Below are 21,285 nucleotides of genomic sequence, written 5' to 3' on the forward strand. Positions count from 1 at the left end.
GCGGTGGGGGACCGATCGCACACGGAGTCGAAGAGTCCGCCCCCGGTCGCAGCGGCGACCGGGGGCGGTTCTACTCTGGTGCGGACAGACAGCGCACAACCCCACGAATCAGGAGCCGGCGGATGGATCACAGCGGGCACGGCATGACCATGGATCTGCCGCCGTTCACGCTGGGGAGGGGCCTGGCATGGTCCGCCGACCCCTTCTTCCTCGTCGCCTGCCTGGTCGGACTGGGGCTGTACGGATGGGGCGTGGCCCGGCTCGTACGACGCGGGGACAAGTGGCCGGTGGGCCGGACCGTGTCGTACGTCATCGGTGTGCTGACGGTGATGCTGGTCATGTGCACCAAGCTCAATGACTATGGCATGGTCATGTTTAGCGTGCACATGGTGCAGCACATGGTGATCAGCATGCTCTCGCCGATCCTGCTGCTGCTCGGCGCCCCCATCACGCTGGCGCTGCGCGCGCTGCCCACGGCGGGCCGCGACCGCAAGGGACCGCGCGAACTGCTGCTGATGCTGCTGCACAGCCGCTATGTGCGGGTCATCACCCACCCGGCGTTCACCATCCCGCTGTTCATCGCGAGCCTGTACGCGCTGTACTTCACGCCGATCTTCGACTTCCTGATGCAGTCCAAGGCCGGGCACATCGCGATGATGGTGCACTTCCTCGCCGTCGGCGTGGTGTTCTTCTGGCCGATCATGGGCGTCGACCCCGGTCCGAACCGCCCCGGCTATCTGATGCGGATGCTGGAACTGTTCGCGGGCATGCCGTTCCACGCGTTCTTCGGCATCGCTCTGATGATGGCGTCCACGCCCATGGTCGACACCTACCGGCACCCGCCCGCCTCGCTCGGCATCGATGCCCTCGCGGACCAGACCTCGGCGGGCGGCATCGCCTGGGCCTTCAGCGAGGTCCCGTCCGTACTGGTGCTTCTCGCACTGCTGTTCCAGTGGTACCGCTCGGAACAGCGGCAGGCCAAGCGGAAGGACCGCGCCGCGGACCGCGACGGCGACCAGGAACTCCAGGCGTACAACGCCTATCTGGCCTCACTCAACGCACGCGGCCGCTGAGTTCCGCGACAGCACTGAATTCCCTTTTCCTCCAATTCTTTTCAAGTCGCCTGAAATGCTCCCGCATTCGCTAACCTGGTGCCCGGCGCCCTGCCTCCGCTCGGCAGGGCACGGGGGGACCGCCGGGGGGAGCGGTGATGACACGTCGTGCATTCCTTCGAAAGACCGGAAAAGCAGCGATCCGGAGGATCGGATTTCTTCTGGCCGCCGTACTGATCCTCAGCGGATGCGGCAGAAACGTACAGGTGTACGCGGTGAAGGCCGTCGCCGCGGGGGTTCCGTCGCTGGCCCCCTTCTTCGACGAGCGCAGCGGCCTCGGCCGCGACACCACGGTCCGGGCGGGCCGGGTGCCCGGCGGCCTGCAGGCGGGCGACACACCAGGGCTCTACGGTGGTTCACGCACCCCGACGGTCTGTGACATCGCCCGGCTGAAGCAATTCCTCACCGATCCGCACAACGCCCCGAAGGCCAAGGTCTGGGCACAGGTCGAGGGTATTGACCAGAGGGAGATCCCGGATTACCTGGACCGGCTCACACCCGTCCTTCTGCGTCACGACACCCTCGTACAGAACCACGACTTCAAGAAGGGCAGGGCCGCACCTTTCGACTCCCTGCTCCAGGCCGGAATCGCGGTATTGGTGGACGAGCGGGGGCAGCCGACGGTGAAGTGCTCCTGTGGCAATCCGCTGCGCCCCTTCCGGGGCGACACCACCCGCATCTCCGTCAAGTTCGAGGGCGCCGACGAGAAGTGGGCCGGGTACGACCCGGCCTCCGTGGTGACGGTCCATCCCGCCCCGAAGCGGCTGACCCGGCTGGCGCTGGTCGACGTCGACGACCCGGATCGGGGGCTCGACCGGCCTGTGGGCACGGCCGGGGGGCACGACTCCTCCTTCGACACCCGGGTACGGCACAAGGTGCCCGATGTGACGGGACTGCGGTACGCGGAGGCCGTACGGCGGCTCGCGGCCGAGGGACTCGCGGTCGCCTACGTCGGCCGGGGCGCGCCGCCCGACGACGCGGCGGTCACGGGCTCGGATCCCGGGCCCGGCACGGAGCTGGCGTTCGGTCGGTACGTGACGCTGTCGGTGGACATGGGCGAGACGGACGGCCCCCAGGTGCCGGGCGCCTCCGGCTCGTCCGGGAAGGGAACGGCCGGGCCGACCGACGGCGGCACCGGCCGGGTTCAGACCGGTGGGTCCCCTCCCCCGTCGTCCGGCAGCCCGACGCCGAGGAAGTCGGGCGCCTCCTCGGCCACCTCGAGCGACAGCGGCCGGGTCTCCTCGCCGCCGCCGACGACGGCAACGTCCAGCGGCTCGTCGTCCCCGTCGGGCCGCTCGTCCCCGACCGCCCGCTCCTCCCCAACGGGCCACTCCTCCCCGACAGCCGGAGGGAGCTCGGCCCCGACCACCCGCTCCTCCCCAACGGGCCACTCGTCCCCGACCACCCGCTCCTCCCCAACGGGCCACTCCTCCCCGACAGCCGGAGGGAGCTCGTCCCCGACCACCCGCTCCTCCCCAACGGGCCACTCCTCCCCGACAGCCGGAGGGAGCTCGTCCCCGACCACCCGCTCCTCCCCAACGGGCCACTCGTCCCCGACAGCCGGAGGGAGCTCGGCCTCAACGGCCCGCTCGTCTCCGTCGGGCTATTCGTCCCCGTCGACCCGCTCGTCCCCGACGGCCGGTGGGAACTCGTCCTCGACCGCCCGCTCGTCCCCGTCGGCCCGGTCATCCCCGACGGCCGGGGGCGGCTCGCCCTCGACCGCCCGCTCCTCCCCGCCGACCCGCTCATCCCCCACAGCCGGCGGCGGCTCGTCCCCGACCGCCAGAAGCGTCTCCCCCACGACATCCCACGGCGCCCCGGCCGCCGCCACGGCAGGCGGCTCGCCAACAAGCCGCCCCCTCGGCCCGACCTCCGCCGCGACAGACGGGGCAGGCGCCTCGCCCACCATCGGCACGACCTGGATTCGGGAGTGAAGGGATGGCAGCAGGATCACCGCAGTCCGGAGTGGGCCGGGTCATCGCCGGCCGCTACCGTCTGCTCAACCGGCTCGGCAGCGGCGCCATGGGCCAGGTGTGGCGCGCCCACGACCAGCGGCTGGCCTGCGACGTCGCCCTCAAGGAGGTGGCGTTCCGCGATCAGGTCGAGGCGACCGAGGAACGGACCGCCCGGGTGTCCCGTGCCCGCGCGGAGGCCCGGCACGCGGCCGGGCTGCGCGGCCACCCGCACGTGGTGACCGTGCACGACGTACTGGAGCACGAGGGTCTGCCATGGATCGTCATGGAGTACGTGCCGGGCGCGCTCGACCTGCGTGAGCGGGTCCACCGACACGGCCCCCTCGCCCCCGCCGAGTGCGCGCGCATCGGGCTCGCCGTGCTGGACGCGCTCACCGCCGGGCACGAGCGGGGTGTCATGCACCGGGACGTGAAACCGGCGAACATCCTGCTGGCTCCGGACCGCTCCGGGACGCCGTACGCCCGTGTCCTGCTCACCGACTACGGCATCGCGGTGCAGCCGGACGCGGGTGAGACCCGGCACACGCTGGCGTCCGCGCTGATCGGGACGCCGGGCTATCTGGCGCCGGAGCGTGCCACGGGCGGGCCCCCGACCGCCGCCGCCGACCTGTTCTCACTGGGCTGCACGCTGTACTTCTCGGCGGAGGGATGCGGGCCCTTCGAACGCGACACGCAGCTCGCTGAGGTCACCGCGGTGGTCCTGGAGGACCCCCGGCCGCCGCTGCGGGCCGGGGCGCTGGCGCCCCTGCTGTCCGCGATGCTGGTCAAGGACCCGGCGCAGCGGATCACGGCGCACGAGACCGCGGCCGCGCTGACGGCCGTCGTCACCCCGCAACCTCATCCGCGCACCCGGGTCGACCTGGCGCCCACCGCGGGGGGCACGCCGAACGGCTGGGCACGGCCGGGGCCGGCCACCGCGCCCACCACGTCGTACGGCCAGGGCGGGCCCGCCGCGGCGAGCGGGTTCGGCCCGCCGCTCGTCCGCAGCGAGCCGCATCCGCGGCGGGCGCACGCCGTGCGGGCCCTCGTCGCCTGCCTCCTCGGGCTGGTCCTCGCGCTGGGCGGGGTCTGGTACGCCGTTGACCGCGCGGCGTCCGGCGGCACGGCGGCACCGTACGGGAAGTCCGTCGCGCTCACCCGCCCGCTCGAAGAGGGCGACTGTGTCGTCGCCGCCTGGCCCGGGCGACCGTTCCAGGGCCCCCCGCCCCGCCTGAGTCCGTCGAGCTGCGACGACGCGAGCCCGGACGGGCAAGTCATGGCCCTCGTCGCCGACGCGTCCGCCGACGAGGCGCGCCGGCGGGGTCCCGCCCTGTGCGAGGAACGCACCCGGGACATCCGCGGGAAGCTCGCGGACGTCCGCAGTTACGCCGTGGTCCCGACCGCCGCGGGCTTCGCTGCGGCCGGGCGGCGCACCGCGTGTCTGGTGCTCGGCGCGCACGGGCCGGTCTACGGGCCGCTCGGCGACCGCCGCAAGCCGGGGATGAGGTTCGTGGACACGGCGAACATGCAGAAACAGGACTGCCTGGACGTCCTGTCCCGGTCCGCGGCACAGCTCGTCCCCTGCGCCGGGCCGCACGACCAGCAGGTGCTCGGCTTCACCCGGCTGGCCCCGGACATCACCCTGGCCAAGGCGAAGGGCCTGTCGGACCGGGCGTGCGCGCGGGACGTGCCGCCGAAGGACCACGGCTACGACCCGAACCTCTATACGGCCGCCTCCTGGACGGGAAACGCCGCCTGGGCGTCCCGAACTCATCTGGTCGTATGCACCGTACGCCGGGAGAACGGGGGCACCATGGGGAAGGACGAACCATGAGGAGGGTGTTGCGATGCCCGGTTCCACGAAGACGATGGGAGTGCTGACCGTCGGTGGGCTCGTCGTGGTGACGGCCTACACGGTGGCGCTCGGCAGCAGTGGCTGGCTGTGGTTCGGCTGGGTCGTACTCGGCCTGATCACCCTCGCCATGGTCCTGACCCGCGACGCGTGACCTCTCATGGCCGGGGCAGCCGCCCGGCCGAGTGCACTCCCGGCTGGTACTTCGGCAACCGGGCGGTGATCTTCATGCCCGCGCCCGGGGCGGTCTCGACGACGAGCCCGTGGTCGTCGCCGTAGACCTGGCGCAGCCGGTCGTCCACGTTGGACAGGCCGATGCCGCCGGAGGGTCCGGCGTCCCCGGCGAGGATGCGGCGCAGCAGCTCGGGGTCCATCCCGGCGCCGTCGTCCTCGATGACGACCACGGCCTCGGCGCCCGCGTCCCGGGCGGTGATGCTGATGTGGCGCTTGTCGGCGGTGCCCTCCAGTCCGTGCTTGACGGCGTTCTCGACGAGCGGCTGGAGGCACAGGAACGGCAGGGCGACCGGCAGCACCTCGGGGGCGATCTGCAGGGTGACCGAGAGCCGGTCGCCGAAGCGGGCCCGTACGAGCGCCAAGTACTGGTCGATGGCGTGCAGTTCGTCGGCGAGCGTGGTGAAGTCGCCGTGCCGGCGGAACGAGTAGCGGGTGAAGTCGGCGAACTCCAGAAGGAGTTCGCGGGCGCGCTCGGGGTCGGTACGCACGAACGAGGCGATCACGGCGAGCGAGTTGAAGATGAAGTGTGGGGAGATCTGGGCGCGCAACGCCTTGATCTCGGCCTCGATGAGCCGGGTGCGGGACCGGTCGAGGTCCGCCAGCTCCAGTTGCACGGAGACCCAGCGGGCGACCTCGCCGGCGGCCCGGACGAGGACCGCGGACTCACGGGGCGCGCAGGCCACGAGCGTTCCGTGCACCCGGTCGTCGACGGTGAGCGGGGCGACGACGGCCCAGCGCAGGGGGCAGTCGGGGGCGTCGCAGCGCAGCCGGAAGGCCTCGCCCCGGCCGCTCTCCAGCGGGCCGGCGAGCCGCCCGAGCACCTCGTCGCGGTGGTGCTCCCCCGCGCCGTCCCAGGCCAGCACGGACTCCCGGTCGGTGAGGCAGAGGGCGTCGGTGCCGAGCAGGGTGCGCAGCCGACGCGCGGATCTGCGCGCGGTCTCCCCGGTGAGCCCGGCGCGCAGGGGCGGGGCGGCCAGGGAGGCGGTGTGCAGGGTCTGGAACGTGGCGTGCTCGACGGGCGTGCCGAGCCCGCCGAGGGTCTCGGGGCGCGCGGTGCGCCGTCCGAGCCAGAACCCGGCGGCGAGCAGCGGGAGTACGGCCACGCACAGGCCCGCGAGGAAACCGCTCATGCCTCCGCCTCCGCGCGCAGTTCCTCGGGCAGATGGAACCGGGCCAGGATCGCGGCCGTCCCGGCCGGCACCCGGCCCGGTGTCGCCAGGGACACCAGCACCATGGTGAGGAACCCCAGCGGCACGGACCAGAGGGCCGGCCAGGCCAGCAGGGTGTGCGCGGTGCCGGCGCCAGGGTGGCCCACCATGGTCAGCGCCACGGCGACGAACGCCGAGCCGCCGCCGGCCAGCATCCCGGCCGCCGCCCCCGGCGGGGTCAGCCGCCGCCACCAGATGCCCAGCACGAGCAGCGGGCAGAACGACGACGCGGACACGGCGAAGGCGAGTCCCACCGCGTCGGCCACGGGCAGCCCGCCCACCAGGACGCTCGCCACGAGCGGCACCGCCATGGCCAGCAGCGTGCCGAGCCGGAAGTGTCCCACGCCCCGCGACGGCAGGACGTCCTGGGTGAGCACCCCGGCCACCGCCATGGTCAGGCCCGACGCGGTGGACAGGAACGCGGCGAAGGCCCCGCCCGCGACCAGGGCCCCCATCAGGTCCCCGCCGAGACCGCCGGTCATCCGGCCGGGCAGAAGCAGTACGGCCGCGTCGGCGTTCCCGGTGAGGGTGAGCTCGGGGGCGTAGAGCCGGCCCAGCGCGCCGTAGACGGGCGGCAGCAGATAGAAGGCGCCGATCAGGGCGAGTACGGCGACGGTGGTGCGGCGGGCGGCGACCCCGTGCGGGCTGGTGTAGAAGCGGACCACGACGTGCGGCAGGCCCATGGTGCCGAGGAAGGTGGCGAGGATCAGTCCGTAGGTGGCGTACAGCGGGCGCTTCTCGCGGCCGGAGTCGGGCGGGGCGGAGATGCCGCCGCCGCGGTCGGTGACGGGCGCGGGGACGCGGTCGCCCCGGTCGAAGGTCAGCCGGGTGCCGAGCCCGATGCGGTGGACGCCGGTGCTGAGCCGCACGCGCTGTGACGTGTAGTGCCGGCCGTCGACGGTGCCGGTGGCGGTGACGGAGAGCGGGCCGGAGAGCCGCAGGTCGAGGGTGTCGTCGATGCGTACGACCCGCTGGTCGCGGAAGGCCGGGGGTTCCGCGAACGCGGCGCGCGGCGCGCCGTCGCCCTGCCAGGCCACCGCCAGGAACAGCGCGGGGACGAGCAGGGCGGTGAGCTTCAGCCAGTACTGGAAGGCCTGGACGAAGGTGATGCTGCGCATGCCGCCCGCGGCGACGGTCGCGACCACCACCACCGCGACGAGGACCCCGCCGAGCGGCTCGGGCGCGCCGGTCAGCACGGCCAGGGTGAGCCCCGCGCCCTGGAGTTGGGGCAGCAGATACAGCCAGCCGACCCCGACGACGAAACCCCCGGCGAGTCGGCGCACCTGCTGCGAGGCGAGCCTGGCCTCCGCGAAGTCGGGCAGGGTGTAGGCGCCGGAGCGGCGCAGCGGGGCGGCCACGAACAGCAGCAGGACGAGATAGCCGGCGGTGTAGCCGACCGGGTACCACAGCATGTCGGGGCCTTGCACGAGGACCAGGCCGGCGATGCCCAGGAAGGATGCGGCGGAGAGATACTCGCCGCTGATCGCGGCGGCGTTGAGGCGGGGGCCCACGGTGCGGGAGGCGACGTAGAAGTCCGAGGTGGTACGGGAGACCCGCAGGCCGAAGGCGCCCACGAGGACGGTTGCGAGGACGACCAGGGCGACCGCGGGGACGGCGTAGTTCTGGTTCACGGGCCGCGCCTCAGCGGTCCTCGACGAGACGCACGAGGTCCTTCTCGTTGCGTTCGGCGCGGCGCACGTACCAGCGGGCGAGGAGGACCAGCGGCGGGTAGAGGCAGAAGCCGAGGACGGCCCACTCCAGCCCCTTGTCGCGGGTGGCGGCGAAGACCAGGGGCAGCGGGCCCACGAGCAGCACGAGCACGGTGAACACCGTGAGGGAGGCGCGCAGTTGACTGCGCATCAGGGACCGGACGTAGGTGTGGCCGAGGGTGGTCTGCTCGTCTATCTCGGTCCGCGGGCGGGAGTAGCCGAAGGCACGGCGGGTGTGCCGGGGCGGCCCGGTGACGACGACCCGGCGCTCGGTGGGGTCCTGGGGCACGCCGCTCCTCACCGGCCCATGGTCCGGCGCGTCAGCACCTCGCGCAGCTCGCGGGCGTGCCGACGGCTGACCTGGAGTTCGACCGATCCCACGAGAACGCTCACCGTGCCCGCGCCGAGGCGGAGTTCGTCGATGTGCCGTAAGGCGACGAGGTGGCGGCGGTGGATACGGAGGAAGCCGCGCCCGTGCCAGCGCTCCTCCAGGGAGGACAGCGGGATGCGGACGAGGTGGCTGCCCTGCGCGGTGTGCAGACGGGCGTAGTCGCCCTGTGCCTCCACATGGGTGATGTGCTCGACGGGCACGAACCGCGTCACCCCGCCCAGCTCGACCGGGATGTGGTCCGGGTCGGGTTCGTGGACCGGGATCAGCGGTGCGGTCCGGCGCTGCTGCTCGGCCCGGCGCACGGCCTCCGCGAGCCGCTCGCGCCGCACGGGTTTGAGGACGTAGTCGACGGCCTTGAGATCGAACGCATGCACGGCGAATCCCTCGTGGGCGGTGACGAACACGACGAGCGGCGGCTCGGCGAGGCCGGTCAGCAGGCGGGCCATCTCCAGGCCGTCGAGCCCCGGCATATGGATGTCGAGGAAGACGACGTCGATCGCGTCGGGGCCACCGGGGCCGGACTCCAGGGCACGGTTGATCCGGCGCAGCGCCTCGGTCGCGTCCCCCGCGCCCTCCACGCTGCCGATCCGCGGGTCGGCGTGCAGCAGATAGAGCAGCTCCTCCAGCGAAGGGCGTTCGTCGTCGACGGCGAGGGCGCGCAGCATGAACGTGGAGTGTAGGAGGATTCCGTACGCCTGGACATGTGCGGAGCATGGACGTTCCCGCTGGATACAGTGCCCGCATGAACAGCAGGCCAGCGCCGTTCGACGAGCTCGACCGGAAGATCGTCACCGCTCTGATGGCGAATGCCAGGACCAGTTTCGCCGAGATCGGCGCGGCCGTCGGCCTGTCGTCGACGGCGGTCAAGCGCCGGGTGGACCGGCTGCGCGAGACGGGCGTGATCACCGGGTTCACGGCCACGGTGAAGCCGTCGGCGCTGGGCTGGCGCACGGAGGCGTATGTGGAGGTGTACTGCGAGGGCGCGGCGCCGCCCCGGCGTCTGGCGGAGGTCGTGCGCAACCATCCGGAGATCACCGCGGCGATGACGGTGACCGGCGGGGCGGACGCGCTGCTGCATGTGCGGGCGCGGGATGTCGACCACTTCGAGGAGGTGCTGGAGCGCATCCGCACGGAGCCCTTCATCCGGAAGACGATCAGCGTGATGGTGCTGTCCCACCTGCTGCCGGAGAGCCCGGAGGCGGGCGCCAACCAGGCGGCGCCCGACAGCGCAGCAGACGTGCGCTGACGGGCCCCAAGACGCAGCGTTGCTGCGCGAGGACGCAGCCATCGTTCCTTGTCGCGCGTCTCTGTCACTTTCTACCTTTGTGTCACCCTCACTCGACGCCCCAGGAAGCGGAGGAACCCCTCTGTGACCGACTCCCGTGTGCCGCGCCGGCGGCGCTTCCTCGTCTGCGAACCCAGACACTTCGCCGTGCAGTACGCGATCAATCCGTGGATGCATCCCGACACGACGGTCGACGTCGACCTCGCCCGGGAGCAGTGGCAGGGGCTGATCCGCGCCTACCGCGACCACGGACACACCGTCGACGCCGTGGCCCCGGTCCCCGGCCTCCCGGACATGGTGTTCGCCGCGAACTCGGCGGTCGTCGTCGACGGCCGCGTCTTCGGCTCCTACTTCCACGCCCCCGAGCGCCGCCCCGAGTCCCACCACTACGAGACGTGGTTCAAGGCGGCCGGCTATGACGTCCACCGCTCCGAGTCCGTCTGCGAGGGCGAGGGCGACCTGGTCTGGACGGGACGCTACCTCCTGGCCGGCACCGGATTCCGTACGACGCGGGACGCGCACCGCGAGGTACAGGAGTTCTTCGGTCACCCGGTCGTCAGCCTGACCCTGGTGGACCCGTACTTCTACCACCTGGACACGGCGCTGTTCGTCCTCGACGACCACAACATCGTCTACTATCCGGAGGCGTTCTCGCCCGGCAGCCGCGAGGTGCTCGCCCGGCTGTACCCGGACGCGGTGCTCGCGACCCGCGAGGACGCCATGGTGTTCGGGCTCAATTCCGTCTCCGACGGGCGCCACGTCTTCATCGCTCCCCGGGCCGAGGTGCTCGCCGCCCGGCTCGCCGACCACGGCTACGACCCCGTCCCCGTCGACCTCTCGGAGTTCCACAAGGCCGGCGGTGGAATCAAGTGCTGCACTCAGGAGATCCGTTCATGACCGCACCTGCCCGTACGCGTTCCTCCGACGAACTGATCAGCGCCGAGCAGCCGGTTCTCGCGCACAACTACCACCCGCTGCCCGTGGTGGTGGCGCGCGCCGAGGGCACCTGGGTGGAGGACGTCGAGGGCCGCCGCTACCTCGACATGCTCGCCGGGTACTCGGCCCTCAACTTCGGCCACCGCAATCCGGTGCTGATCGAGGCGGCCCACCGCCAGCTGGACCGTCTGACCCTCACCTCCCGCGCGTTCCACAACGACCAGCTCGCCGAGTTCGCCGAGTCCCTGGCCGCGCTGACCGGCCTGGACATGGTCCTGCCGATGAACACGGGCGCCGAGGCCGTGGAGAGCGCCGTCAAGGTGGCCCGCAAGTGGGCGTACGAGATCAAGGGAGTGCCCGCCGACCGGGCGACCGTCGTCGTGGCCTCCGGCAACTTCCACGGCCGTACGACGACGATCGTCAGCTTCTCCACGGACGAGACGGCACGGTCGGGCTTCGGCCCGTTCACCCCGGGCTTCCGGATCGTCCCGTACAACGACCTGGCCGCGCTGGAGGCGGCCGTCGACGAGACGACGGCAGCCGTGCTGATCGAGCCCATCCAGGGCGAGGCCGGTGTGATCATCCCCGACGACGGCTATCTCGCCGGGGTCCGCGAGCTGACCCGCCGCGCCGGGTGCCTGTTCATCGCCGACGAGATCCAGTCGGGTCTCGGCCGCACGGGCAGCACCCTGGCCGTGGACCACGAGGGGGTCGTGCCGGACGCGGTGCTGCTCGGCAAGGCGCTGGGCGGCGGCATCGTGCCGGTGTCCGCGGTGGTCGCGCGCCGTGAGGTGCTCGGGGTGCTCAAGCCGGGCGAGCACGGCTCCACGTTCGGCGGCAACCCGCTGGCCGCGGCGGTCGGCTCGGCGGTCGTCGGGATCCTGGAGACGGGCGAGTTCCAGCGCCGGGCGGCCGAGTTGGGCGTGGTGCTGCGGGACGGTCTGACCGCGCTGCTCGGCAAGGGCGTCGTGGGCTTCCGCTCGCGCGGCCTGTGGGCGGGCGTCGACGTCGACCCCGCGATCGGCACCGGCCGTGAGATCAGCGAGCGCCTGATGCGGGAGGGGATCCTGGCCAAGGACACCCATGGCTCGACGATCCGTCTGGCCCCGCCGCTGACCATCACGGCCGAGGAGCTGGAATCGGCCCTTCAGGCGCTGGAGCGCGTCCTGACCGTCTGAGGACCGGCGACCGACGGCACCCGGGAGTCCGAGCACCACGGACCCCGGGTGCCGCTGTCCGCCGCCGGGCCCTGCGGCGTCGGTGCGCCGGTCAGGGCCACAGTCCCGTGAGGTCGAGCGCCTCGGCCGGTGTCCGGGCGTGCCGTACGCCCGGCACCTCGTGTCCCCCGGCCTCGACGAGGCGCCAGCCGTCACCGAGTTGGACCACGGGCACACCGCCCCGGCGCACGGCCAGGGCCAGCTCCGAGAGCGTGCCCCAGGAGCCGCCGACCACGATGACGGCGTCCCCGCTGTGGACGATCACACTGTTGCGTGCCTGCCCCATGCCGGTGGCGATCGCGACGCTCAGATCCGGCCCGGCACCGGCCCGGTCGGCCCCCGGCAAAACTCCGACGACCAGCCCGTCGCGGGACCGGGCGCCCGCCGCGACGGCGGCCATCACCCCGCCGTGCCCGCCGCAGATCACCACGGCCTGCCGCTCCGCGAGCAGCCGTCCCAGTTCATGGGCGAGGTGCCACTCGCGCTCCCCGCACTGCGCGGGCCCGCACACCGCCACCTGCACCGCCATGCCGAGCCTCCGCCGGGCGCCCGATGGCGACCTCAGCCGACCTTGTGGCCGTGCAGGGGCGCGGTCGCCGCGCCGGCGCCCTCCCGCATCCCCTTGAGAAACTCCTCCAGGACCTCGGTCGCCGTCAGCCGCGGCTGCCAGTCCAGTTCGGTGTGCGCCCGGGTGCAGTCCATGAGCGGCAGGCGCAGCACGGCGTCGAAGAGATGCGGGGAGGCGGGGAGCAGACGCAGGCCCCACGCGGCGGCGATCGCCGACCGGGCGGCGGTGCGGGGCAGCCGTACCGGGCGGGACCCCATGACCTCGCCCAGGGCGGCCGCGTCGAGGGGCGGCTCGGCGGCCAGGTTGAACGCGCCGCGCACATCACGGTGGAGGGCGAGCTGATACGCGCGGGCCGCGTCGTCGGTGTGCAGAGCCTGGACCCGCAGCCCGGAGACGTCCGGCAGGAACGGCAGCAGTTCCGGGCGGACCAGCGGTCCGGGCAGGAACCGCCCGGCGAAGATCCGCCGCTGTTCGCTCGCCGACTCCCGTTTGAACAGGAAGGCAGGCCGCATCCTGACCACCCGGATGTCGGGGTGCTCGTACTCGAAGGCGTCGAGGGTCCGCTCCAGATAGGCCTTCTCCCGGGTGTAGGCGGCGTCCGGCCAGCCGTGCGTCGGCCATGACTCGTCGACGGCGTCTTCCTTGGGGCCCGGGGAGTAGGCGCCGACGGACGAGGCGTGCACCAGCGTGGGCACCTTGGCGGCGGCGACGGCCTCGAAGACCCGGACGCTGCCGAGGACGTTGGTCTCCCAGGTCGCGACCGGATCATGCGTCGGCTGGAACGCCCACGCCAGGTGGACGACCGCGTCCGCGCCCTCGAACTCCTGCACGATGTCGGCCCCCGCCGACGTGAGGTCGACCGCCGACCATCGCACCCGGTCAGGGCCGAGGTCGGGGACCCGGCGCGCGAGGCCCCGCACGCTGTCCACCTCCGGGTCCTCGGCGAGCAGGCGTACGAGACTGGTGCCCACATTGCCGGTGGCGCCCGTGACCACGATCTTCTTACCCGTTGTGGTGCTCACTGGCTGCTCCTCTCATGACCGGGACGGGCGAGTACCCGGTGCGCGCGGGAGCTGCACACCCCGGTGGCCGTCGCAGATCGGTGCCGAGTGCCCTCACCCGTGCCGGCGCTCGTGCCGGGCGAGCAGCGAGAGCAGGTCGGCGACGCTCAGGCTCGACTCCGCCGGGTGCCTCAGGAGGGTGCCGGGCTGGATACGGTAGATGTTGGAGCGCCCCTCGCGGCTGTGGGTGAGGTAGCCGCCCTGTTCCAGATCCGTGATGATCTTCTGGACGGCGCGTTCGGTCAGCAGGCAGCGGGCCGCGATGTCACGGATGCGGGTGGTCCGGTCGTCGGCGATCGCGGCCAGGACGCGTGCGTGGTTGGTGAGGAACGTCCACCCGATGTGCGGCTCAGGCACTCCAGCCATACAGCCGAGCGTAGAAGCACGGCTACAGGAAGACAAAATGACGAAAGGGACTTCAGGTATGCCCTGACGTGCCCGGCTCCCCGCCCGTGTTCCCGATCCGCCGTGGGGCCCGCCCAGGCGGCCGATATGCAGGGCCGTACGAGTCATGCCACGCTGATCGGGGGCGGAGTCACGCCCTCTGTCTCACCGCGTCGAGGAGTGAGCCGCCATGACCGACCGGGAACGCCACCCGTTCGAGGACGACTCGGGCCACCTCAGGGACATGACCGAGGAGACCCTGGGCGCCCAGGAGCAGGCGCGCCAGGAACGCCAGCACCGGCTGGAGGAGCAGCAGGGCCGGCGCAGGGACGACGAGTCGCCGTCCGCACGCCCTCAGCAGGAGGACGACTACTATCTGTGAGCCGCAACCGCGCGGCAGTGCTCACGTCAGTCGTGCGCTTCGCGGTGCCTTTCCCTCACCCCGGCCCGGCCCCCGGTCCGGGGTGCCGTACGCGTGGGGTCCGCCCGGTTCCCGCCGGTCGCGCGCGACCCTACACTGGCACCCCGTCACATGCCGGTCGAGCTGCTGGAACACGGCGGTAGAGCCGATCCGCCGGAGTGAGGAGCAAGGCCCTTGTTCTACTACGTGCTCAAATACGTCCTTCTCGGCCCCCTGCTCAGACTGGTCTTCCGGCCGCGGATCGAGGGCCTCGACCATGTGCCGACGGACGGGCCGGCCATCGTCGCCGGCAACCATCTCTCGTTCTCCGACCACTTTCTGATGCCCGCGATCCTCAGACGCCGCATCACTTTCCTCGCGAAGGCCGAGTACTTCACCGGGCCCGGCGTCAAGGGCCGCCTGACCGCCGCGTTCTTCCGCAGCGCGGGCCAGATCCCGGTGGACCGCTCGGGGAAGGAGGCCGGACAGGCCGCGATCCGCGAGGGCCTCGGCGTGCTGGCCAAGGACGAGTTGCTGGGCATCTACCCGGAGGGCACCCGCTCCCACGACGGGCGTCTGTACAAGGGCAAGGTCGGAGTCGCCGTGATGGCCCTCAAGGCCCGGTGCCCCGTGATCCCCTGCGCGATGATCGGCACCTTCGAGGCCCAGCCGCCCGGCCGGACCATCCCCCGCGTCCACCCCGTGACCATCCGCTTCGGCAAGCCCCTCGACTTCTCCCGCTACGTCGGCCTGGAGAGCGAGAAGGCGGTGCTGCGCGCCGTCACCGACGAGATCATGTACGCCATCCTGTCCCTCTCCGAGCAGGAGTACGTCGACCGGTACGCGGCGGACGTCAAGGCCGAGGAGGCCGGGCAGACGGGCGAGCGGTCGCCCAGGTTTCCACGGATGCCGCTGGGGTGAGCCCGGGTGGCACGGACACGAACAGGGGCGGCCGGATGTCCGGCCGCCCCTTTCGCGCAGGTGTCGCGAGACGTGCGCAGGGCTTCGCCCTACGTGTCCGCGCCTACGGCTTCGGCGTCGCGTGCGGCGTGCAGGTCACGTCCGCCTTGTCCGTCTTGCCGGTGAGCAGGTAGGTGTCCACCCGGCTGTTGATGCACGGGTTGACCAGACCGGTCACACCGTGGGAGCCCGCGTCCTTCTCGACGATCAGACGGGAGCCCTTGAAGCGCTTGTGCAGCTCGACCGCGCCGTCGAACGGCGTGGCGGCGTCACGCGTGGACTGCACGATCATGACGGTCGGCAGGCCCTTGCCCGTCTTCACGTTCAGCGGGGACTGCTGCTTGACCGGCCACGTGGCGCACGGCAGGTTCATCCATGCGTTGGCCCACGTCATGAACGGGTAGCCCTTGTTGAGCCGGGTGTTGTCCCGGTCCCACTTCTGCCAGCTCGTCGGCCACTTGGCGTCGGTGCACTCGACGGCCGTGTAGACGGCGTTGCCGTTCTCGGCGGTGATGTTGCCCGCCGTGTTCGACAGGTCGGGCGCGGCCGCGTCCACGAGGGCCTGGGTGTCACCGGCCACGTACTTGCTGAAGACGGTGGCGACCGGTACCCACGAGGAGTCGTAGTACGGGGCGCTCTGGAAGAAGGAGATCAGCTCGGCCGGGCCGACCACTCCGCCGATCGGGTTCTTCTTCGCCGTGGCGCGCAGCTGGAGCCACTTGGCCTGCACCGCGTCACGGGTGGTGCCCAGGTGGAAGCTGGCGTCGTTCGCGGCGACCCAGTTCTCCCAGTCCTTCCAGCGGCCCTCGAAGGCGACGTCCTGGTCCAGGTTGGCCTGGTACCAGATCTTCTCCCGCGAGGGGTTCACCACGCTGTCGACGATCATGCGACGGACGTGGCCCGGGAAGAGGGTGCCGTAGACGGCGCCGAGGTAGGTGCCGTACGAGACGCCCAGGTAGTTGAGCTTCTTCTCCCCCAGGGCGGCCCGGATGACATCGAGGTCGCGCGCGGTGTTGGGGGTGGTCATCTGCTGGAGCATCGTGCGGCCGGTGCGGTCGAGGCACCCCTGCGCGTACTCACGGGCGAGCTTGCGCTGGGCGCTCTTGTCCGCCTCGGAGTCGGGGACCGGGTCCGCCTTGGGCGCCTTCACGAACTCCTGAGGGTCCTCGCAGGAGATGGGCGCCGAGTGGCCGACACCGCGCGGGTCGAAGCCGACGAAGTCGTACGCCTTCGCCACGTTGACCCAGAGCGGGTTCTTGGTGGTGATCCGGAGCGGGAAGCGCATCCCGGAGCCGCCGGGGCCGCCGGGGTTGTACACCAGGGCGCCCTGGCGCTCCTGCTTGGTGCCGGTGTTCCCGACGCGGTCGACAGCGAGCTTGATCTGCTTGCCGTCCGGGTGGGCGTAGTCGACCGGGACGGTGACCCAGCCGCACTGGACGGGCTTCGCGAAGCCCCAGTCCGCCGGGCAGTCCTTCCAGTCGATCCCGGCCTTGGCCGCGCGCGCGGCGGCGATCGCCGCACCACGGGCCTCCCGGTCCTGACCGTGGCGCGAGTCGGCGGCGGCCGACGGTGCAGCCATGGCGCCGGCTATCAGCGTCGCCGTGACGAGCGCCCCCGCGGAGCCGAGCGCGGTGGCTCGTCTCGTCGGTCTGATTCCCCTCAAGTGTGACCTCCCCGTACAAGGTTGCTATAGGTACGGGGATCCTTGCTGCTGTGAGATCCCTGAGAACAGGGGGGACTTGGCTTCTTTACCAATCCGATAACCGGTGCACGGCGCTCCGCCCAGCGGAGCGGGCCGGTCAAGTCAGCGTTTCCAGCGCCTCGTTGAGCACTCGGCGTAGCCGCAGCGCGTCCGGTGCGACCGCGGTGACGAGCGCGCCGGGCCCGGCGAGCGGGGTGAGCGCGGCCCCCTCCCCCAGCGTCCGCGCCTGGGTCGGGTGTCTATCGAACTCCGGTCGCACGACGAGGAGTTGCCCCATCGCGCGGTGTCCCGCCAGAACGGCGGGACCGTCCCATCCGCCGGGGGCGCCCGGTCCGCAGGCCACCTCCTGGTCGAGCATGGGGCGCCCGGCAAGCCGTACGGTGAGACGGCTGGTGAGCCGTCCCGGTTGCTCTCCGAAACGGCCGAGGACCTGCTCCTCGCGGTACACGAGACGGGCGCCGGGCGCGAGGTCGATCCGCGTGGAGACGGACAGCTCGCTGCCCCCGGCCGAGATCAACTGCTCCGGCAGCCAGTGCAGTTCGCCGTCGGCAGCCACATCGAGCCGGACGTCGTAGCGGGCCTCGCCCTTGGCCTGCCCGGGCAGGGCGAGGGTGGCGGCGGCCGATCCCGTATGGAGCAGCGCGCCGCTGCCCACGGCCGCCTCGACGGTGAAGTGGTCTCCGCCGAGCGGCCCGCTCATCGCACCGACGAGCATGACCCGGGCCTCCGCACCGCGCGCCCGGGTCCGGCGCAGCGCGAGCGGCCCCTCGCCCGCCAGCACCGGCAGGGACGTGCCGCCCCGGCCGTCGTCCCGGGCCACGATCCGCGCGGTGGCCCGTACCCCCGTCGTCACGCCGTCCACTCGGCGAGCCGGGCCCGCACCCAGCCGGCCACCTCACCGACACCGGCCTCCGTCCGCAGGGACTGGAAGACAACGGGCAGTTCGGCGCGCTGTGCCTTCGCGTCGGCCGCCATCCGGGCGAGATCGGATCCGACGTACGGCGCGAGATCGGTCTTGTTGACGACGAGCAGATCCGCGGTGGTGACCCCGGGGCCGCCCTTGCGGGGGATGTCGTCGCCGCCCGCGACGTCGATGACGAAGAGCTGCGCGTCGACGAGTCCCTTGGAGAAGGTGGCGGTGAGGTTGTCCCCGCCGGACTCGACGAGGATCAGATCGAGCGGCCCGACCTCGTCCTCCAGGTCCTCCACTGCTTCGAGGTTGGCGGAGATGTCGTCCCGGATGGCGGTGTGCGGACAGGCTCCCGTCTCCACGGCGGCGATCCGCTCGGGCGGCAGCACGGCCTCCCGCAGCAGGAACTCGGCGTCCTCGCGGGTGTAGATGTCGTTGGTCACGACGGCGAGGGACAGTTCGTCCCGCAGGGTCCGGCAGAGCGCGGCGACGGTGGCGGTCTTGCCGGAGCCGACGGGACCGCCGAGCCCGATCCGCAGGGCGCGCCGGGAACCGTCGGGCCTGCGTGCGTCGGCGCCGACGGCGGCGGGGCCGTCGTGGGTGTGGTCGAGGTGCATGGGGGCTCCTGTCGCATAGGTGGGGCTGGAGGGGAGGGGAGGGGAGGGGAGGGCTCCGGGGATGGGGCCTCTGCTAGGTGGCGAACAGCCGGACGGGCCGCGCGGCATGCGCCTCCGCACCGATCTCCAGCAGGGGCGCCGAGGCGGCGGGCAGCGCCTCGGTCCCGTCGTCGAGCACGCGCCGGGCCGCCTCCCGTGCGCGGTCGGCCACGAGATCCAGCTCGGGCGTCAGCCGCGCGAGCACGGCCGACGCGTCGAAGGGGTCCAGGCTCAACAGCCGTACGACCGCGCTCGCGGGCCCGCTCACGCTCTCGTGGACGGCGCAGTACGCGGCGTCCTGCGCACCGAGTCCCGCGGCCCGGGCCGCGACTCCCAGCACCACCGGCTGGTGCGCGCCCTTGGGGAACGCGCCTGCCAGGGCGTCGAGTTCCCCGGACGGCCAGGTGGCGCGCGCCGCCCGCATCAGCTGCCGTCCCAGCCGGCGCGCGGCGGCCCGGAGCGCGGCCGACGGCGTACGGGCGTCGGCGGCGGCGTCCAGGGTGGCCGGGTCCGCACCGAGCGCGGCCGCCGCGGCGAGGGACGCCGACACCAGCCCGGCGGTGTGCAGCCGTCCCCGGCAGAAGTCCTCCAGGCTCGCGGCCCCGGTGATCCGCCCGGTGCGGACGGCCTCCTCGGCCCCGCCGGAGTGGGCATGTCCTCCGGCGGGGAAGCGGCCGTCGGCCAGGACGAGAAGCGCTGCCCTGGACATCAGAAGAGGAAGTACCGCTGGGCCATGGGCAGTTCCGCGGCCGGGGCGGCCTCGACCAGCTCCCCGTCGATATGCACGGCGAAGCTGTCGGGGTCGACCCGCACCCGGGGCCGCGCGTCGTTCTCGCGCATGTCCGCCTTGGTGACACCGCGCGTGGACTCGATGGCCACGAACCTCTTCCCGAGCATGAGCCGCTCCGGCAGTCCGTCCTCGATCGCGAGGGGCGCGACGAAGTTGACCGAGTTCGCGGCAGGGGCCCGGCCGATCGCCCCGTACATCGGGCGCGGCAGGATCGGCTGCGGGGTCGGGATGGAGGCGTTGGCGTCGCCCATCTGTGCGTACGCGATCTGGCCGCCCTTGATGACGAGATGCGGTTTGACGCCGAAGAACTCGGGCTCCCACAGCACCAGGTCGGCGAGCTTGCCGGGCTCGACGGAGCCGATCGTGTGGGCGAGGCCCTGGGCGAGCGCCGGGTTGATCGTGTACTTGGCGACATAGCGACGTACGCGGTGGTTGTCCGCGCGGCCGTCGCCCGGCAGGGGTCCGCGTCGCCGCTTCATCACATGGGCGGTCTGCCAGGTGCGCAGGACGACCTCGCCGACGCGCCCCATGGCCTGGGAGTCGGAGGAGATGATGGAGATCGCGCCCAGATCGTGCAGGATGTCCTCCGCGCCGATCGTGGACGGCCGGATCCGGGACTCCGCGAAGGCGAGGTCCTCGGGCACCGCCGGGTTGAGATGGTGGCACACCATCAGCATGTCGAGGTGTTCCTCGGCGGTGTTGACGGTGAACGGCCGGGTCGGGTTGGTGGAGCTGGGCAGTACGTGCGGCTCGGACACCACGGTCATGATGTCCGGCGCGTGCCCGCCGCCCGCCCCCTCGGTGTGGTACGCGTGGATGCCGCGCCCCGCCACGGCGGCGAGCGTGTCGCCCACGAACCCGGCTTCGTTGAGGGTGTCCGTGTGGATCGCGACCTGGATGCCGGTGCGGTCGGCGACGGTCAGCGCGGCGTCGATGACGGCGGGTGTGGAGCCCCAGTCCTCATGGAGCTTGAGGCCGAGGGCGCCGCCGCGGATCTGGGAGAGCATCGCGTCGTGCGAGACGGTGTTGCCCTTGCCGAGCAGCCCGAAGTTCAGGGGGTGGGCCTCCATCGCCTCCAGCATCCTGGCCAGGTGCCAGGGCCCGGGGGTGACGGTGGTGGCCTTCGAGCCCTCGGCCGGTCCGGTGCCGCCGCCCACCAGGGTGGTGATGCCGGAGGCGAGGGCCTCGTCGGCGATCTGGGGGCAGATGAAGTGGACATGGGCGTCGATGGCGCCGGCGGTCATGATCCGGCCGTTACCCGCGATGATCTCCGTCTCGGGGCCGATCACCAGGTCCGGGTGGACGCCGTCCATCGTGTCGGGGTTGCCGGCCTTGCCGAGGGCCGTGATCCGGCCGTCGCGGATGCCGACGTCGGCCTTGACGACGCCCCAGTGGTCGATGACGACGACACCGGTGACGACGGTGTCGGGGGTGCCCTCGGCGCGGGTGGCCCGTGACTGTCCCATGGACTCGCGGATGACCTTGCCGCCGCCGAACACGGCCTCGTCTCCGGCGCGCCCCGGCCCGCCGGAGCGGTCCTCCTCGATCTCGACGAGCAGATCGGTGTCGGCGAGCCGGATACGGTCGCCGGTGGTCGGCCCGAACAGGTCGGCGTACGCGGCGCGCGAGATCTCAGGCATCGAGAGCACCTCCGGTCTCCCCGCGCAGACCGGGCACGATCCGGGCGCCGGTGAGCGGGACGAGTTCCACGTCGACGGGAATGCCGGGCTCGAAGCGGACGGCGGTGCCGGCGGCGATGTTCAGCCGCTTGCCGTGGGCGGCCGCGCGGTCGAAGTCCAGTCCCGGGTTGGCCTCGGCGAAGTGGTAGTGGGAGCCGACCTGGACGGGCCGGTCGGCGGCGTTGAGCACGGTCAGCAGGGTGACCTCGCGGCCCTCGTTGTAGACGACGGGTTCGTCCGCGAACAGGATCTCTCCGGGAATCATGGCGGCCGCTCCCT

General features: G+C 72.2%; 22 protein-coding genes. 9 read left to right on the plus strand and 13 right to left on the minus strand.

The genetic code is table 11. From position 1 onward, the window contains the following. The first annotated feature begins 122 nt into the window (after positions 1 to 122). From ACFY2Z_RS19365 to ACFY2Z_RS19380, 4 genes are all read left to right on the plus strand, one after another. Positions 123 to 1,073 (plus strand): cytochrome c oxidase assembly protein, encoded by a 951-nt coding sequence (locus ACFY2Z_RS19365; protein WP_390745329.1) that lies wholly within the window; start codon positions 123 to 125, stop codon positions 1,071 to 1,073. Between the two features lie 254 nt (positions 1,074 to 1,327). Beyond that, on the plus strand, positions 1,328 to 3,046 hold the full coding sequence (locus tag ACFY2Z_RS19370; protein ID WP_390745330.1) for a DUF6777 domain-containing protein: 1,719 nt from the start codon (positions 1,328 to 1,330) through the stop codon (positions 3,044 to 3,046). A gap of 4 nt (positions 3,047 to 3,050) precedes the next feature. Then, positions 3,051 to 4,898, plus strand: a complete 1,848-nt coding sequence (locus tag ACFY2Z_RS19375; protein ID WP_390745331.1) for a protein kinase — start codon at positions 3,051 to 3,053, stop codon at positions 4,896 to 4,898. 13 nt (positions 4,899 to 4,911) lie between these two features. Next, complete coding sequence (locus ACFY2Z_RS19380; RefSeq protein ID WP_311691433.1) at positions 4,912 to 5,070, plus strand: hypothetical protein; 159 nt, start codon at positions 4,912 to 4,914, stop codon at positions 5,068 to 5,070. Positions 5,071 to 5,074: 4 nt separating this feature from the next. Here the strand turns inward: ACFY2Z_RS19380 and ACFY2Z_RS19385 are convergent, their stop codons facing one another. From ACFY2Z_RS19385 to ACFY2Z_RS19400, 4 genes are read right to left on the minus strand one after another with little or no spacing between them, the layout of a single operon-like run. Further along, positions 5,075 to 6,280, minus strand: a complete 1,206-nt coding sequence (locus tag ACFY2Z_RS19385) for a sensor histidine kinase (RefSeq protein ID WP_390745332.1) — start codon at positions 6,278 to 6,280, stop codon at positions 5,075 to 5,077. Further along, positions 6,277 to 7,989, minus strand: coding sequence for a cation acetate symporter (locus tag ACFY2Z_RS19390; RefSeq protein WP_390745333.1), 1,713 nt, complete (start codon positions 7,987 to 7,989; stop codon positions 6,277 to 6,279). Before ACFY2Z_RS19390 ends, ACFY2Z_RS19385 begins: the two co-directional genes overlap by 4 nt. Positions 7,990 to 7,999: 10 nt before the next feature. Continuing rightward, positions 8,000 to 8,356 (minus strand): hypothetical protein, encoded by a 357-nt coding sequence (locus ACFY2Z_RS19395; protein ID WP_390745334.1) that lies wholly within the window; start codon positions 8,354 to 8,356, stop codon positions 8,000 to 8,002. Between the two features lie 8 nt (positions 8,357 to 8,364). Then, positions 8,365 to 9,123, minus strand: coding sequence for a LytR/AlgR family response regulator transcription factor (locus ACFY2Z_RS19400; protein ID WP_390745335.1), 759 nt, complete (start codon positions 9,121 to 9,123; stop codon positions 8,365 to 8,367). Between the two features lie 77 nt (positions 9,124 to 9,200). Here ACFY2Z_RS19400 and ACFY2Z_RS19405 point away from each other — a divergent pair, with 77 nt between their 5' ends. The 3 genes from ACFY2Z_RS19405 to rocD all read left to right on the plus strand — a co-directional run bounded on the left by ACFY2Z_RS19405 (position 9,201) and on the right by rocD (position 11,857). Next, entirely contained in the window at positions 9,201 to 9,704 is a 504-nt protein-coding gene (locus tag ACFY2Z_RS19405) for an Lrp/AsnC family transcriptional regulator (RefSeq protein WP_390745336.1), read from the plus strand. 123 nt (positions 9,705 to 9,827) lie between these two features. Then, positions 9,828 to 10,640 (plus strand): dimethylargininase, encoded by an 813-nt coding sequence (gene ddaH / locus ACFY2Z_RS19410; RefSeq protein WP_390745337.1) that lies wholly within the window; start codon positions 9,828 to 9,830, stop codon positions 10,638 to 10,640. Continuing rightward, on the plus strand, positions 10,637 to 11,857 hold the full coding sequence (rocD, locus tag ACFY2Z_RS19415) for an ornithine--oxo-acid transaminase (protein WP_390745338.1): 1,221 nt from the start codon (positions 10,637 to 10,639) through the stop codon (positions 11,855 to 11,857). The genes ddaH and rocD overlap by 4 nt, the downstream gene beginning before the upstream one ends. A gap of 91 nt (positions 11,858 to 11,948) precedes the next feature. On the opposite strand, the gene ACFY2Z_RS19420 is transcribed toward rocD, so the two are convergent. The 3 genes from ACFY2Z_RS19420 to ACFY2Z_RS19430 all read right to left on the minus strand — a co-directional run bounded on the left by ACFY2Z_RS19420 (position 11,949) and on the right by ACFY2Z_RS19430 (position 13,891). Beyond that, positions 11,949 to 12,425, minus strand: a complete 477-nt coding sequence (locus ACFY2Z_RS19420; protein WP_390745339.1) for a TIGR00725 family protein — start codon at positions 12,423 to 12,425, stop codon at positions 11,949 to 11,951. Between the two features lie 32 nt (positions 12,426 to 12,457). Next, the gene (locus ACFY2Z_RS19425; RefSeq protein WP_390745340.1) at positions 12,458 to 13,486 is read right to left on the minus strand and encodes an SDR family oxidoreductase; all 1,029 of its coding nucleotides are present in this window, start codon (positions 13,484 to 13,486) and stop codon (positions 12,458 to 12,460) included. A gap of 93 nt (positions 13,487 to 13,579) precedes the next feature. Beyond that, positions 13,580 to 13,891, minus strand: coding sequence for a helix-turn-helix domain-containing protein (locus tag ACFY2Z_RS19430; RefSeq protein ID WP_311691413.1), 312 nt, complete (start codon positions 13,889 to 13,891; stop codon positions 13,580 to 13,582). A 208-nt stretch (positions 13,892 to 14,099) separates the two neighbouring features. Here ACFY2Z_RS19430 and ACFY2Z_RS19435 point away from each other — a divergent pair, with 208 nt between their 5' ends. Both ACFY2Z_RS19435 and ACFY2Z_RS19440 read left to right on the plus strand, forming a co-directional pair. Then, the gene (locus tag ACFY2Z_RS19435; protein ID WP_390745341.1) at positions 14,100 to 14,291 is read left to right on the plus strand and encodes a hypothetical protein; all 192 of its coding nucleotides are present in this window, start codon (positions 14,100 to 14,102) and stop codon (positions 14,289 to 14,291) included. A 213-nt stretch (positions 14,292 to 14,504) separates the two neighbouring features. Beyond that, positions 14,505 to 15,230 carry a lysophospholipid acyltransferase family protein gene (locus ACFY2Z_RS19440; protein WP_390745342.1) on the plus strand — a complete coding sequence of 242 codons (726 nt, stop codon included), beginning with the start codon at positions 14,505 to 14,507 and terminating at the stop codon, positions 15,228 to 15,230. Positions 15,231 to 15,333: 103 nt separating this feature from the next. Here the strand turns inward: ACFY2Z_RS19440 and ACFY2Z_RS19445 are convergent, their stop codons facing one another. From ACFY2Z_RS19445 to ACFY2Z_RS19470, 6 genes are all read right to left on the minus strand, one after another. After that, entirely contained in the window at positions 15,334 to 16,932 is a 1,599-nt protein-coding gene (locus tag ACFY2Z_RS19445; protein ID WP_390745343.1) for an alpha/beta hydrolase, read from the minus strand. Positions 16,933 to 17,068: 136 nt separating this feature from the next. Further along, positions 17,069 to 17,833 (minus strand): urease accessory protein UreD, encoded by a 765-nt coding sequence (locus ACFY2Z_RS19450; protein ID WP_390745344.1) that lies wholly within the window; start codon positions 17,831 to 17,833, stop codon positions 17,069 to 17,071. Further along, positions 17,821 to 18,498, minus strand: coding sequence for an urease accessory protein UreG (gene ureG, locus ACFY2Z_RS19455; protein WP_390745345.1), 678 nt, complete (start codon positions 18,496 to 18,498; stop codon positions 17,821 to 17,823). Before ureG ends, ACFY2Z_RS19450 begins: the two co-directional genes overlap by 13 nt. Positions 18,499 to 18,571: 73 nt before the next feature. Continuing rightward, complete coding sequence (locus tag ACFY2Z_RS19460; RefSeq protein WP_390745346.1) at positions 18,572 to 19,246, minus strand: urease accessory protein UreF; 675 nt, start codon at positions 19,244 to 19,246, stop codon at positions 18,572 to 18,574. Continuing rightward, the gene (locus ACFY2Z_RS19465) at positions 19,246 to 20,967 is read right to left on the minus strand and encodes an urease subunit alpha (protein ID WP_390745347.1); all 1,722 of its coding nucleotides are present in this window, start codon (positions 20,965 to 20,967) and stop codon (positions 19,246 to 19,248) included. The genes ACFY2Z_RS19460 and ACFY2Z_RS19465 overlap by 1 nt, the downstream gene beginning before the upstream one ends. Next, the gene (locus tag ACFY2Z_RS19470; protein WP_390745348.1) at positions 20,960 to 21,271 is read right to left on the minus strand and encodes an urease subunit beta; all 312 of its coding nucleotides are present in this window, start codon (positions 21,269 to 21,271) and stop codon (positions 20,960 to 20,962) included. Before ACFY2Z_RS19470 ends, ACFY2Z_RS19465 begins: the two co-directional genes overlap by 8 nt. Positions 21,272 to 21,285 lie beyond the last annotated feature (14 nt).

The sequence above is a fragment of the Streptomyces sp. NPDC001222 genome, assembly GCF_042896945.1.
Classification (GTDB): Bacteria; Actinomycetota; Actinomycetes; order Streptomycetales; family Streptomycetaceae; genus Streptomyces; species Streptomyces gibsoniae.

Coding starts and splice junctions, on each gene's coding strand:
- ACFY2Z_RS19365 (WP_390745329.1), top strand. CDS start 123: ATGGATCACAGCGGGCACGGCATGACCATGGATCTGCCGCCGTTCACG.
- ACFY2Z_RS19375 (WP_390745331.1), top strand. CDS start 3,051: ATGGCAGCAGGATCACCGCAGTCCGGAGTGGGCCGGGTCATCGCCGGC.
- ACFY2Z_RS19380 (WP_311691433.1), top strand. CDS start 4,912: ATGCCCGGTTCCACGAAGACGATGGGAGTGCTGACCGTCGGTGGGCTC.
- ACFY2Z_RS19385 (WP_390745332.1), bottom strand. CDS start 6,280: ATGAGCGGTTTCCTCGCGGGCCTGTGCGTGGCCGTACTCCCGCTGCTC.
- ACFY2Z_RS19400 (WP_390745335.1), bottom strand. CDS start 9,123: ATGCTGCGCGCCCTCGCCGTCGACGACGAACGCCCTTCGCTGGAGGAG.
- ACFY2Z_RS19405 (WP_390745336.1), top strand. CDS start 9,201: ATGAACAGCAGGCCAGCGCCGTTCGACGAGCTCGACCGGAAGATCGTC.
- rocD (WP_390745338.1), top strand. CDS start 10,637: ATGACCGCACCTGCCCGTACGCGTTCCTCCGACGAACTGATCAGCGCC.
- ACFY2Z_RS19420 (WP_390745339.1), bottom strand. CDS start 12,425: ATGGCGGTGCAGGTGGCGGTGTGCGGGCCCGCGCAGTGCGGGGAGCGC.
- ACFY2Z_RS19430 (WP_311691413.1), bottom strand. CDS start 13,891: ATGGCTGGAGTGCCTGAGCCGCACATCGGGTGGACGTTCCTCACCAAC.
- ACFY2Z_RS19435 (WP_390745341.1), top strand. CDS start 14,100: ATGACCGACCGGGAACGCCACCCGTTCGAGGACGACTCGGGCCACCTC.
- ureG (WP_390745345.1), bottom strand. CDS start 18,498: ATGCACCTCGACCACACCCACGACGGCCCCGCCGCCGTCGGCGCCGAC.
- ACFY2Z_RS19460 (WP_390745346.1), bottom strand. CDS start 19,246: ATGTCCAGGGCAGCGCTTCTCGTCCTGGCCGACGGCCGCTTCCCCGCC.
- ACFY2Z_RS19465 (WP_390745347.1), bottom strand. CDS start 20,967: ATGCCTGAGATCTCGCGCGCCGCGTACGCCGACCTGTTCGGGCCGACC.
- ACFY2Z_RS19470 (WP_390745348.1), bottom strand. CDS start 21,271: ATGATTCCCGGAGAGATCCTGTTCGCGGACGAACCCGTCGTCTACAAC.